The organism is Lelliottia sp. RWM.1 (genome assembly GCF_016859735.1).
Taxonomy (GTDB): Bacteria; Pseudomonadota; Gammaproteobacteria; order Enterobacterales; family Enterobacteriaceae; genus Enterobacter.
The window spans coordinates 22,102-34,600 of record NZ_WLVC01000014.1 but is presented as its reverse complement, the minus strand read 5'-3'; the positions used below and the strand labels follow the sequence as shown (position 1 = coordinate 34,600).

Sequence of the window (12,499 nt, the reverse complement as noted above, 5' to 3'; positions counted from 1 at the left end):
TAAAAGTAAAACGGCAACCCGAAGATTGCCGTTTTATAGTATTTGTCCCCTCGCAGGAGAAGGGACAGGCTGCACAAATCAGCGACTTTTTATATCGAAGATATCCGTGCCCAGGTGGTTATAGTCAACTTTCTGTAACTTAAAATTGGTAACGTAAACTGGCGGGGCTTTTTGCCCGGAGATAAAACGATAATCGTTAGGGATTTGCGTGGCGGAAATCCCCGTCCACTGTGAGAAGAAGCTCAAAAAATCGTTCGCAGAGCGACGTGCTTTAACAATACGATGGGCTTTATCATCACTGGAGAGCACCATAAAGGGAACCTGGAAGTTCTGCTGGAATTTGTCATCGTGCGCCAGGTATTGAACTTCTTTTCCGCGTTCCTTAAATGCCAGCCCGTGGTCAGAAAAATAGACCATCGAGAAACTGTCACCGGTATTACGCAACTGGTCATACAGCTTACTTAGCAGATCGTCCGTCTGCGTCATGCTGTAGAGGTAGCATGACGTCTCCTTCGATTGAACGAATTCGTTGTATTTCCCCTGAGTACGATCGCAAGCCTGTGGATGTGAGCCCATTAAATGCAGAACGATCAGTTGTGGCTGCGTGTGCTGCGTGGCAAAAACCTGGGCTGTCATTTTCAGCAGAGCTTCGTCTTTGGTGTTTTTATCGGCTTCAAAATCACCATTCTTCAGGAACTGAACCTCATCAGCACGTTTTGCAATGCTGGCGATAGCGGTATCATATTCGCCAATTTGGCCTTGGTTCGAGAACCACCACGTCTGGAAACCTGCACGGTTTGCCAGCGTGACAAAGTTATCCTGATATTGCGGTTTATTATCAACTACCCGGTTTAACGTTAATCCCAGCGATTTTTGCGTGGAACCACTGGCCGCAATGTAATCGGTAAACAGGTAACCATTCACCGAGCTGGCAAAGGGTGTGTTATCCCAGTGGCCACCAAATGCACCCAGCGCATCACGGCGAGCGCTTTCACCAATGACCACCACGTATGTGTGATACTTCGGTTTAACGGCCAGTACGTTCCAGGTGTCCTTCATTTGCGACAGTTCTGCCATTCGCGACTGTTCATCGAGAACTTCCTGGTTATTGACCACGACATCTTTTACAAAGCGGAACACTGGATAGCCGGTATCCTTGAACTTAAATACGCCACCCCAGGCAAGATTTTGAACCGGCGTGACAAAAAAGGTTGCCACGCTAAACACCAGGCACAGGCTCTCAACTTTTCCCCATGCTTTTTTCTCTTCCGGTTTACGACGAACGGCGATGACGCCGAGTGCAAAAATGAAAAGACCTACTACGTAGCTGTACCACGGGAAGATGGTCAGAATTTCCGTCGACTCTTCCATGTTGGTGGAATGCAGCGCCAGCAGGGTATTAAAGTTTGGCGAGCCATAGGCCTGGCCAAAAGGAAAATAAAGTGCCGCGATCAGCGAACAGATCCCTACCACTATCTTCTGCACTCGGGGTGTGCCACGCCACAGCAAATGGAGTACGCACGTAAAGGCGACGGCGTACAGCAGGCTAAAGGGATAACCAAGTGCAAAGTTAATCAGCAGTGATTGCAGAAAATAGAATCCCGTCCACGGGCTTAAGGCCCGGCTGCGGGTAACAAGTGTTTCTTTCAGGGTTAAATTCATAGGTCACTATCATAAAAACGCCATGTGCTAACCCTGGCGTCGAGGGTCAAAACCTGCCTGACAGTGCGTGGAGAGGGAATGAGGGTCCGCTTCAGCGAGCCGCAAATTGTGCAGGGCTGCAAGAAGATAGTGCGAGCGATAAATAAGATCAACAGTTGCTAAGCAGATGTTTTGCGAAGGGGATTACAAATCCGTAAAAAAGATCGGGAAATTTGAGGTGAACGCGCAGTTTGCACGAGAATTGTGACGAAAAAATGAAGCGGCGTACCGCGACGCCGCTTAGTGGGATGGTTTATCGTTCTGCTGTGGTTTGTTGCCAAACATATCGCACAGCATATTCAACAGCATTAAGCGTACTTTAAAGGGAGAGTGAGTAAACACGTTCATGCACCTCTTGAATTCGTTCATATGACCTCCTGATTTTTGATCCCTTCGATCCGTGAAGGGTGACTGCATTACATACAGATATAGCACAGGCTATATTGTATAGCTACGGCTATTTCGTTAATTTTTTGTGCTTGTTCCGCGATGGTTTACAATGGCGCTCTCGTTATACGGCGCTGGAAGCGTCACCCCATTGAGGAAGCACAATGAACCGTCGCGCAGGTAAGCCAACAAATAAAAAAACGACGCAACTGGTTAATGTTGAAGAGCATGTCGAAGGATTTCGTCAGGTCAGGGAAGCACACCGTCGTGAACTGATTGATGACTACGTTGAGCTGATTTCCGACTTGATTCGTGAAGTCGGGGAAGCACGGCAGGTTGATATGGCAGCACGTTTGGGTGTTTCGCAGCCAACAGTCGCTAAGATGTTAAAGCGTCTGGCTTCTGTTGGTCTAATCGAGATGATCCCCTGGAGAGGTGTATTTTTAACGCCAGAGGGTGAGAAGCTGGCGCACGCGAGTCGTGAGCGTCATCAGATAGTCGAAAACTTTTTACTGGTGTTGGGCGTAAGCCAGGAGATTGCGCGTCGGGATGCGGAAGGGATGGAACATCATGTGAGCGAAGAGACGCTGGTGAAGTTCCGTGAATTTACCCTTAAGTATGGGCCTTCTGTTGAATGAGTATCCCAGGACTGCGGGCACTTGCCCGCGATCGTTTTTTCCATCTTTTATTACTCATTGGTGCAGGATTAAGTTTCTTTGTTCCATTTGCACCTGACACCTGGCCTGCTGCTATCGACTGGCGGACGATAATTACCCTCAGCGGGTTAATGATGCTGACCAAAGGTGTGGAGCTCAGTGGCTATTTTGATGTACTGGGACGTAAAACTGTCCGCCGTTTTGCCACTGAGCGCAAGCTGGCGTTGTTCATGGTATTGTCAGCCGCACTGCTGTCGACATTCCTGACCAACGATGTGGCGCTGTTCATTGTTGTCCCGCTCACTCTCACGCTACGTAAGCTTTGTGCCATTCCGGTCACGCGGCTGATCATCTTTGAAGCTCTGGCCGTGAACGCCGGGTCACTCTTAACGCCCATTGGAAATCCGCAGAATATTTTGCTCTGGGGCCGCTCTGGCCTATCGTTCGCCGCATTTACCTGGCAGATGATGCCGCTGGCACTGGCGGTCATGGCCTCACTGCTGCTGGTCTGCTGGTTTGCGTTTCCGGCTAAAAAACTGCAGTACCATAGCAGTAATACAGCCCCACAGTGGCAGCCGCGTCTGGTGTGGAGTTGTCTGGCACTGTATATCGTTTTCCTCACGGCACTGGAGATGAAACAAGAGCTGGCGGGCGTTCTACTGGTTGCGTGTGGGTTTTTGTTCCTCGCAAGGCGCGTCCTGGTCAGCGTCGACTGGACGCTGTTGCTGGTGTTTATGGCGATGTTTATCGATGTGCATCTGCTGATTCAGTTGCCTGCATTACAAAACGCCCTGCATAGTGTTACGGGCCTGTCGCAAACCGGTCTGTGGTTGACGGCGGTGGGCTTGTCGCAGTTTATCAGCAATGTTCCCGCAACCATTTTACTGCTTAATTATGTGCCTGCTTCGACCTTGCTGGCCTGGGCGGTTAACGTCGGCGGATTTGGCCTTCTGCCGGGTTCGCTGGCAAATCTGATTGCCCTGCGTATGGCCAACGATCGTCGCATCTGGTGGCGTTTTCATCTGTGGTCGCTGCCCATGCTGGTCTGGGCCGCGTTGATTGGCTTCCTGCTACTTTAGAGAAATGGGCAAGAAATAGACAGAAACGCCACATTCGCAATGAGGGGCGGGAAGGTATAACTCTTCCTGTACCCATCGAACGAACATTGCGAGGAGCGTTGTATGCGTTATCAAAAACTGGGCAATACCGGTCTGTTTGTTTCTGAGTTGTGCCTTGGCACGATGACTTTTGGTGGTGAAGGCGGCATGTGGGGAAAAATAGGCCAGTTGCAGCAGCGTGAGGCTGACCAACTGGTGGGCCGTGCGCTGGATGCTGGCATTAACTTTATCGATACCGCAAACGTCTACTCGGAGGGCCGCTCTGAGGAGATCACGGGTCAGGCACTGAAAAATCTCCATATCCCGCGTGAAAATGTTGTGGTTGCGACCAAAGTATTTGGTGAAACAGGGACGGCTGGGGTGAACTCACGCGGCAGTTCGCGTTTCCACATCATGAACAGCGTCAAAGAGAGCTTGCGTCGTTTACAGCTCGATCATATCGATCTCTACCAGTTACATGGTTTTGACCCAGCCACTCCCATCGAGGAGACGCTGTACGCTCTGGATAATCTGGTCCAGCAGGGTCATGTGCGTTATATCGGTGTGTCGAACTGGGCAGCCTGGCAAATCATGAAGGCGCTGGGGATTGCCGAGCGCCTGGGTCTGTCCCGTTTTGCGTCGCTGCAAGCCTATTACACCATTGCCGGGCGTGATCTGGAGCGCGAACTGGTTCCGATGATGCAAAGTGAAGGCGTTGGGTTGATGGTCTGGAGCCCGTTAGCTGGAGGGCTGTTGAGCGGTAAATATGGCCGTGATGGTCAGAGTGAAGCCGGCGGGCGTCGTCTGGAGTTTGATTTCCCGCCTGTGGAGAAAGATCGTGCATTCGATGCGGTTGATGTGATGCGTATGATTGCTGACCGTAAAGGTGTGTCGGTGGCGCAAATCGCGCTCGCATGGCTGCTGCATCAAAAAGTGGTCACCAGCGTCATCATTGGTGCAAAACGCCCGGAACAACTCGATGACAACATTGCAGCAACCACCGTTTGTCTAAGCGAAGAAGAGCTAAAACAACTTGATACGGTTAGTGCTCTGCCGCGTGAATATCCAGGCTGGATGCTGGAACGCCAGGGCGAGTATCGTCGCAACCAGCTCGCGCAGTAGTCATTTTATAACGTGCTTTCAGGCCGGGTCCGCATAGCGGATCCGGCTTTTTTATTTAATACGGCTCACAAAAAACGATCCTTTCTTTTGCCTGGTTTTTCATTCTTGTCTATATGACTAGTCATAATATTTAAATGACTAGTCATATAGGGAGAGACCATGAATCAATCACTGCCAGCTAATTTCTTGTGGGGAAATTCAGTTTCCAGCATGCAGACGGAAGGGGCGTGGAATGAAGGCGGAAAGGGAATGTCGGTGTATGACATTCGCGAGGCCGCTGAGAATACCTCTGACTGGAAAGTGGCGACAGACTCGTACCATCGTTATAGGGAAGATTTCGATTTGATGCAGGATCTGGGCATGAATTGCTACCGTTTCCAGATCGCATGGAGCCGCGTTTGCCCTCAGGGTGATGGCGAGTTCAATGACGAAGGGATCGCGTTTTACGATCGCTTTATTAACGATCTGATTGCCCGTGGCATTGAGCCCATGATTTGTCTCTATCATTTTGACATGCCACTGGCGTTGGCACAGGAATACAACGGTTTTAACGATCGCCGTGTGATGGCGGCGTTTATCCGCTACGGCAAAAAGATGATCGACTGCTACGGCGACCGCGTGAAGTACTGGCTGACCTTCAACGAGCAGAACATTTTCCATATGCCGGAAGCCTTCAGGATCTCCGGCTATATGAAAGGGGAGAAAACCCTGCGCGAGTTGTATGAGCTTCAGCACCACACGATGGTGGCGCATATGGCATTGACCGAGTACTTGCATCAGGCCAGACCGGGGCTGTTAATGGGCGGTATGCTGGCACATCAACTGGTTTACCCGGCAACCTGCAAACCGCGCGATATTTTTTGTGCACAACAGTACGACGAATTCCTCAACCAGAACCTGCTGCGCGTTTTTGCAGGCCAGGGCTACAGCCCGGCGGTCATGGCGGTGGTAGAACAGCTTGGCTTTAGTGATATCTATCGTGCTGAAGATCTGGCTCTGCTGGCAAGAACCAAAAACGATTACATGGCATTCAGTTACTACGCCAGTAAAACCCTCGACAGCGATGCTATCCCTGACGGGACGCCGGTGAACGATTACCTGCTTTATGGCGATAAAAATAATCCCTACCTGAAAGCAACAGAGTGGAACTGGCAAATTGATCCTCTTGGTTTTCGCACCATTATCACGCGCTATTACAACGACTGGCGCATGCCGGTATTCCCGATTGAAAACGGTATTGGGGTGATTGAATCATGGGATGGGATTCACCCGATCGAGGACGATTACCGTATCGATTATCACCGTAAGCACCTTGAGGCGATGCAGGCCGCGATGTTTGAAGATGGCGCGCAGGTTATTGGCTACCTTGGCTGGGGGTTGATCGACATTCTCAGTTCGCAGGGGGATATGCGTAAACGTTACGGCGTGGTCTATGTGAACCGCGAAAACCATGATCTGAAAGACCTTAAACGCGTGCCGAAAAAGAGTTATGCGTGGTTAAAACAGGTTATCCATACCAACGGACGCGAGATGTAAGTTGTACGCTGCCGGGCCGTTTTTGTGACTGATAAATGGGAAATATCCGCTATGTCTGAAACAAAAATAACACCGAATATGCAGTCTTTTGTCGACAGATTTGTTGAGTTTTCAGCACGCCTGGCAAACCAGGTGCATCTTCGCTCCCTGCGTGATGCCTTCGCCACGGTAATGCCGATTTTTATTCTGGCGGGCCTGGCAGTGCTGGTGAACAATGTGGTGTTTCCCTGGATCTTTGAGGGCGACACGCTGACACAGTTTAAGGTGTGGGGCGAGGCTATTATCAACGGTACGCTGAATATAGCGGCGCTGTTGCTGGCTCCGATGATCGCCTGGTCGCTGGCGCGCAACAAAGATTTCGACAATCCGGTCTCGGCAGTGGTGATCGCCGTCAGCAGTTTTATCATTATGATGCCCATGCATCTGCAACTGACTCCCGTAGGAAGCCAGACAACGGTGAACGTCACGCAGGTGCTGACGTTTGCCAATATAGGCTCCACCGGGATTTTTGCCGGAGTGCTGATTGGCCTCCTTTCTACTGAGGTCTTTATTGCCATTTCGCGGTTAAAAGCGTTGCAGATCTCACTTGGGGAGAATGTCCCTCCGGCGGTCAGCAAATCCTTTACCGCACTGATCCCGACTATCCTCACGCTCTCTTTATTTGCGGTGCTGGCCGCCTTGCTGGCGAATGTGATGCATACGGATTTGATCCACCTGATCACCACCTTTATTCAGCAACCCTTACGACTAATTAATACCAGTCTGCCCGGTACTATTTTTATCTATAGCTTTGGTAACTTCCTGTTTACGTTGGGTATTCACCAGTCAGTGGTGAACAGTGTGGTGCTGGAGCCATTTTTGCTCATCAATACGAATGAGAACATGCTGGCTTTTGCTAACGGCCAGCCTGTTCCTCATATCATCAATAACATCTTTGTCCCAACATTCGGTATGGTGGGCGGAACCGGGAGCACCATTTCACTCCTGCTGGCGATTTTTATCTTCTCGCGGCAAAAATCTGCAAAACAGGTGGCGCGGTTATCCCTGGCGCCGGGATTATTCAATATCAATGAGCCGGTTATCTTTGGCTTACCGATTGTCTTTAACCTGCCGCTGATGATCCCGTTTGTCCTGCTGCCAGCGATTGGCATTTACGTTGCCTGGCTATGCACCACGCTGGGATGGATGTCGCGCTGTGTGGTGATGATCCCCTGGACGACACCGCCCATTCTTAGCGCATGGCTGGCGACGGCAGGGGACTGGCGGGCGGTGGTGGTGCAGTTGGCAATCATTGTATTTGGTGTATTCTTCTACCTGCCTTTCCTCAAAATTGCCGAGAGAGTGGCGTTAAAAAACAGCGGGATAGAAAACTAATCGTAAGGAAAGGACGATGGCGGCTAAGTACATCACCATTGCACGGGAAATCAAGAAACGCATTATCAGCCAGCAGTATGCCGCTAGTGAGCCGTTGCCAGACCAGTTTGCGCTGGCAGCGGAGTTCAGTACCAGCCGTATGACCATTCAACAGGCGATGCGCCAGTTGATTGTCGAAGGTCTGGTATATACCCGTCAGGGGCAGGGGACGTTTATTCGTAAGAATTTCCTGCAACTCTCGCAATGGGATCTCTCTGGTAGTGACTATTTTGGGGCGACAAAAACATGGGAACATCTTGGAACAGTCACAAGCCAGGTTGTGCACTTTGAACTGCGTTTCCCGAACGAGAAAGAGCAGGCATCCCTGATGATAAACGGTGATGCGCCAGTCTATGATTTTGTCCGTCTGCGTTTATTGAATGGTGAGCCGATGTCGCTGGATTCAACCGTAATGCCGCTGAACCTGGTTCCGGGGTTGAACAAAAGCCACCTCGAAAGCTCGGTATTCCGTTATGTGCAAGAAACGCTAGGGCTCAAAATTATGGGATCATACCGTGTTGTGCGTGCACTCAAGCCGAATGCCCTGGACATGCAGCACCTGGTTTGTGAGCAAACCGATCCGGTTCTGGAGGTTGAGCAGGTTATCTATCTGGAAGATGGCACACCGCTAGAGTATGCGCATTGTCATTATCGTTATGACCACGGTGGGATCGTGATTGTGAACAACGGGTAAGTATTTACCCGCATCTCAGGCGCATGACTCAAAGTAATTGTCGGTATCTTTTATGTAGAGATCGTTCTGGCACAGATAGTGAATTTGACCTGGTTTAAATGTGAAACGCATTTTTTGCAGGAATGAGCGTTTAATTTTGCTGGTATTTGTTCGGGAAAGACCATAGTCATGAATAATTTCATGGATATGACGAATGTTTTGCGCTGAAACATAAACAGGTGTTTTGGTTAATTGAATAAGTTTACTGATCCAGATGTCATCCGCGCAGGGGCATACTGTCAAAAAGTCTTCATTATCATGAAAATATTGAGGAATCATATTTTTTTTAAGTACGACGCCACCAAGTCCCGTAATAATATAGTCCTGATCTATCACTTTTGGTGTGGTAATTAACGGGAAATTTCTATAACTATCAAGAATATCTTTTTTCTTTTTTATCGTTTTTCTGACGCGAATAGCCACGACGTATTCTTGATTATGGTGATAAAAATCACTCAGCAGGTTTTCAGTCCACACATCGTTATAAATAGCGTCGTCATCAGCATAAATCAGTATATCGTCTCCTGTTGCTTCTCGCAGAGCAGGGAACAACTTACGGCACGGGCCTGTGTTTTTAACCCAGCGGAAAGTAAGGTTTATGCCTGTTTGTCGGATCTTTTCTGCCCACACGGGTTCTTCGGTGATGCCTTCATCACTGAGGTATGGCTCTCTGGATACCCAAACAACGATCTGATCCACCGTTTTACTCTGGTTCGCAAGTGACCATACGGTTTGCGAACAGAGATAAAGACGCGATTTTGTAGTTGTTAAATTAATACTGATCATCGTAAGAAACGTGCTCCAGAAAAATTATGCAATTACAAATAACGCAGAAAACACCGGGCTATAAGTGGCTGGATGATATCACTGGGAAGAATAGATGTAACCCCATCTGGCTAACATAAAATGGCCGTAATGAGACATATAGCATCTTTAATACATTTTTCTGGGAGATATAAATACGGAACACAAAAAAATAAAAACCCCGATGATTCGGGGTTTTTTAGGAACGCTTTAATAAGCAGAACGGATTAGTTTAAGCGTACTGGCATACCAGAGCGGTTTTGAATAGCCTGATCAACAATCGTGCTTTCAACGTCCTGCTGAGCTGTGACGGCTTGTACCGCTTTAGTCAGAGTCACAGGTACGGTTTCGTTATTGTTAATCTGATCTTCGCTAGTGGAGAGCGGGTTATGAACTTCAATATAACGGCTACCATCTGGCTCTGACGTTGCTTTTACTGGTTCGTTGATGAACTGAACGCGCGTGCCAACTGGAACGTTTTCAAACAGGAATTTGATGTCGTCGTTACGCAGACGCACACAACCATGGCTCACACGCAGACCAATACCGAAGTTGGCGTTGGTTCCGTGGATCGCGTACAAGCGGCCAATGTAGAGAGCATACAGACCCATAGGGTTATCCGGGCCGGCAGGAACAACGGCTGGCAATGGTTCGCCTGCTGCAATGTATTCTGCGTGCATTTTGGCGGTTGGCGTCCAGGTTGGACCCGCTTTTTTACGCTCAACTTTGGTGGTCCAGTTCATCGGGGTATCTTTACCCAACTGGCCGATACCAATTGGCAGAACGATGACCGTGTTTGTCCCTTTCGGGTAGTAGTAAAGACGCATTTCGGCGCTATTAATGACGATACCTTCATGAACGGTATCTGGCAGAATCAGCTGCTGAGGAATGTTCAATACCGTACCGGCTTTCGGCAGATAAGGGTCTACACCTGGATTGGCTTCCAGCATGTTGGACAGGCCTAGCTGATACTCAGCGGCGTAATATTCCAGCGGCTGGGTGTTTCCTTCCTCAATGGTGACGACCTGGTTTTGACCTACCAGACGGCTACCGTCTGTCGGCAGTGGATACGTCACCGCAGAAGCGGTTTTGCAAAAACCTACTACGGCAAACGCCGCCGCTAAAAGCGTTGTTAATTTCATGTTCATGTTGTGCGAGGTATCTGGCCACTCAGGCGATTAGTTGATAAGTCTGAATCATTGATGGGAGCGCATTATATGTGCATTCCCGCTAACAGGGAAATCAGATGTGTACGAAATCACACTTTTTTCGGTTTTGTTATAGTTTAGTGGCGAATTGCAACACGGGATCTCATTTCGGAATTGTGGCATAATGCCGTGTTTATCACACTTTTTCGCAGGAATCTCCCGTGTTAGTTACCAGCAACGTCACTATGCAGTTTGGCAGTAAGCCGCTGTTTGAAAACATTTCCGTCAAGTTTGGCGGCGGCAACCGTTACGGCCTGATTGGTGCCAACGGTAGCGGCAAATCTACCTTTATGAAGATTCTGGGTAGCGATCTCGAACCTACACTGGGCAACGTGTCGCTCGATCCGAATGAGCGTATCGGTAAGCTGCGTCAGGATCAGTTCGCCTTTGAAGAATTTACCGTACTCGATACCGTGATCATGGGACACGGAGAGCTGTGGGAAGTGAAACAAGAACGTGACCGCATCTACGCCCTGGCAGAAATGAGCGAAGAAGACGGCTACAAAGTGGCTGATCTCGAAGTACTTTATGGCGAAATGGACGGTTACTCTGCTGAATCTCGTGCGGGCGAACTGCTGCTTGGCGTGGGCATTCCTGTTGAACAACATTATGGTTTGATGAGTGAAGTGGCCCCAGGCTGGAAACTGCGTGTGTTGCTTGCGCAGGCGCTGTTCTCTAACCCGGACATTCTGCTGCTCGACGAACCAACGAACAACCTGGACATCGATACCATTCGCTGGCTGGAGCAGACGCTGAACGAGCGTGACAGCACCATGATTATCATCTCGCACGACCGTCACTTCCTGAACATGGTCTGTACCCACATGGCGGATCTGGATTACGGCGAACTGCGCGTTTACCCAGGCAACTACGACGAGTACATGACGGCGGCAACTCAGGCGCGTGAGCGTCTGCTGGCTGATAACGCCAAGAAGAAAGCGCAAATTGCTGATCTGCAATCCTTCGTGAGCCGATTCAGTGCGAATGCGTCAAAATCCCGTCAGGCGACCTCACGTGCTCGTCAGATTGACAAGATCAAACTTGACGAAGTGAAGGCCTCCAGCCGTCAGAACCCGTTCATCCGCTTCGAGCAGGATAAGAAACTGTTCCGTAACGCGCTGGAAGTGGAAGCCCTGGCTAAAGGGTTCGATAACGGCCCATTGTTTAAAAACTTCAACCTGTTGCTGGAAGTGGGTGAGAAGATTGCCATTCTGGGAGCGAACGGCGTGGGTAAATCCACCATGCTGAAAACGCTGGTTGGCGAACTTCAGCCTGACAACGGGACGGTGAAGTGGTCTGAGAATGCGCAGATTGGTTACTACGCACAGGATCATGAATTTGAATTCGAAAATGATCTGACCGTATTCGACTGGATGAGCCAGTGGAAGCAGGAAGGGGATGACGAGCAGGCTGTTCGTAGCATTCTGGGGCGTCTTCTGTTCAGCCAGGACGATATTAAAAAGCCTGCCAAAGTGCTTTCTGGTGGTGAAAAAGGCCGCATGCTGTTTGGCAAGCTGATGATGGAAAAACCGAATATTCTGGTCATGGATGAACCAACCAACCACCTGGATATGGAATCGATCGAGTCGCTGAACATGGCGCTGGAAATGTACCAGGGGACGTTGGTCTTCGTGTCCCACGACCGTGAGTTTGTTAGCTCGCTGGCAACCCGTGTGATTGAAATTACGCCAGAACGCGTGGTGGACTTCACCGGCAACTACGAAGATTATCTGCGTAGCAAAGGCATCGACAACTAATTTCCCGTTGTCTTTATACGCAGCAGATGCGTTGGCTTCACCTGTTCACCCCGGTCACTTACTGATGTAAGCGCCCGGGGATTCA

General features: G+C 49.6%; 11 protein-coding genes. 7 read left to right on the top strand and 4 right to left on the bottom strand.

The genetic code is table 11. The annotated features are described in order from the left end of the window. Window positions 1–78 precede the first annotated feature (78 nt). Both GF617_RS12430 and mntS read right to left on the bottom strand, forming a co-directional pair. Window positions 79–1,662, bottom strand: a complete 1,584-nt coding sequence (locus GF617_RS12430) for a phosphoethanolamine transferase (protein ID WP_181622775.1) — start codon at window positions 1,660–1,662, stop codon at window positions 79–81. Window positions 1,663–1,941: 279 nt separating this feature from the next. Beyond that, window positions 1,942–2,070, bottom strand: coding sequence for a manganase accumulation protein MntS (mntS, locus tag GF617_RS12425; protein WP_181622776.1), 129 nt, complete (start codon window positions 2,068–2,070; stop codon window positions 1,942–1,944). Window positions 2,071–2,252: 182 nt separating this feature from the next. On the opposite strand from mntS, the gene mntR reads away from it, so the two are divergent. The 6 genes from mntR to GF617_RS12395 all read left to right on the top strand — a co-directional run bounded on the left by mntR (window position 2,253) and on the right by GF617_RS12395 (window position 8,606). Further along, window positions 2,253–2,726: a manganese-binding transcriptional regulator MntR gene (gene mntR / locus GF617_RS12420; RefSeq protein ID WP_181622777.1), complete on the top strand. Its 474-nt coding sequence runs from the start codon at window positions 2,253–2,255 to the stop codon at window positions 2,724–2,726. Beyond that, window positions 2,723–3,823 carry an anion transporter gene (locus tag GF617_RS12415; protein ID WP_203451776.1) on the top strand — a complete coding sequence of 367 codons (1,101 nt, stop codon included), beginning with the start codon at window positions 2,723–2,725 and terminating at the stop codon, window positions 3,821–3,823. Before mntR ends, GF617_RS12415 begins: the two co-directional genes overlap by 4 nt. Window positions 3,824–3,925: 102 nt before the next feature. Continuing rightward, on the top strand, window positions 3,926–4,963 hold the full coding sequence (locus GF617_RS12410; protein ID WP_181622779.1) for an aldo/keto reductase: 1,038 nt from the start codon (window positions 3,926–3,928) through the stop codon (window positions 4,961–4,963). Between the two features lie 159 nt (window positions 4,964–5,122). Next, the gene (locus tag GF617_RS12405; protein ID WP_203451775.1) at window positions 5,123–6,499 is read left to right on the top strand and encodes a glycoside hydrolase family 1 protein; all 1,377 of its coding nucleotides are present in this window, start codon (window positions 5,123–5,125) and stop codon (window positions 6,497–6,499) included. 51 nt (window positions 6,500–6,550) lie between these two features. Continuing rightward, window positions 6,551–7,873, top strand: coding sequence for a PTS sugar transporter subunit IIC (locus GF617_RS12400; RefSeq protein WP_203451774.1), 1,323 nt, complete (start codon window positions 6,551–6,553; stop codon window positions 7,871–7,873). Window positions 7,874–7,889: 16 nt separating this feature from the next. Continuing rightward, complete coding sequence (locus GF617_RS12395) at window positions 7,890–8,606, top strand: GntR family transcriptional regulator (RefSeq protein ID WP_181622782.1); 717 nt, start codon at window positions 7,890–7,892, stop codon at window positions 8,604–8,606. Window positions 8,607–8,621: 15 nt separating this feature from the next. Here GF617_RS12395 and GF617_RS12390 read toward each other — a convergent pair whose 3' ends face one another. Together GF617_RS12390 and ldtB are read right to left on the bottom strand one after the other, a co-directional pair. Beyond that, complete coding sequence (locus GF617_RS12390; protein ID WP_203451773.1) at window positions 8,622–9,431, bottom strand: glycosyltransferase family A protein; 810 nt, start codon at window positions 9,429–9,431, stop codon at window positions 8,622–8,624. 245 nt (window positions 9,432–9,676) lie between these two features. Beyond that, complete coding sequence (ldtB, locus tag GF617_RS12385; protein WP_181622784.1) at window positions 9,677–10,597, bottom strand: L,D-transpeptidase; 921 nt, start codon at window positions 10,595–10,597, stop codon at window positions 9,677–9,679. A 221-nt stretch (window positions 10,598–10,818) separates the two neighbouring features. On the opposite strand from ldtB, the gene GF617_RS12380 reads away from it, so the two are divergent. Then, window positions 10,819–12,414, top strand: coding sequence for an ABC-F family ATPase (locus GF617_RS12380; RefSeq protein ID WP_181622785.1), 1,596 nt, complete (start codon window positions 10,819–10,821; stop codon window positions 12,412–12,414). Window positions 12,415–12,499: the final 85 nt, after the last annotated feature.

Excerpts from the sequence above, each read along its gene's own strand:
- mntS (WP_181622776.1), bottom strand. The coding sequence starts at position 2,070 with ATGAACGAATTCAAGAGGTGCATGAACGTGTTTACTCACTCTCCCTTT.
- GF617_RS12430 (WP_181622775.1), bottom strand. The coding sequence starts at position 1,662 with ATGAATTTAACCCTGAAAGAAACACTTGTTACCCGCAGCCGGGCCTTA.
- mntR (WP_181622777.1), top strand. The coding sequence starts at position 2,253 with ATGAACCGTCGCGCAGGTAAGCCAACAAATAAAAAAACGACGCAACTG.
- GF617_RS12415 (WP_203451776.1), top strand. The coding sequence starts at position 2,723 with ATGAGTATCCCAGGACTGCGGGCACTTGCCCGCGATCGTTTTTTCCAT.
- ldtB (WP_181622784.1), bottom strand. The coding sequence starts at position 10,597 with ATGAACATGAAATTAACAACGCTTTTAGCGGCGGCGTTTGCCGTAGTA.
- GF617_RS12410 (WP_181622779.1), top strand. The coding sequence starts at position 3,926 with ATGCGTTATCAAAAACTGGGCAATACCGGTCTGTTTGTTTCTGAGTTG.
- GF617_RS12390 (WP_203451773.1), bottom strand. The coding sequence starts at position 9,431 with ATGATCAGTATTAATTTAACAACTACAAAATCGCGTCTTTATCTCTGT.
- GF617_RS12400 (WP_203451774.1), top strand. The coding sequence starts at position 6,551 with ATGTCTGAAACAAAAATAACACCGAATATGCAGTCTTTTGTCGACAGA.
- GF617_RS12395 (WP_181622782.1), top strand. The coding sequence starts at position 7,890 with ATGGCGGCTAAGTACATCACCATTGCACGGGAAATCAAGAAACGCATT.
- GF617_RS12405 (WP_203451775.1), top strand. The coding sequence starts at position 5,123 with ATGAATCAATCACTGCCAGCTAATTTCTTGTGGGGAAATTCAGTTTCC.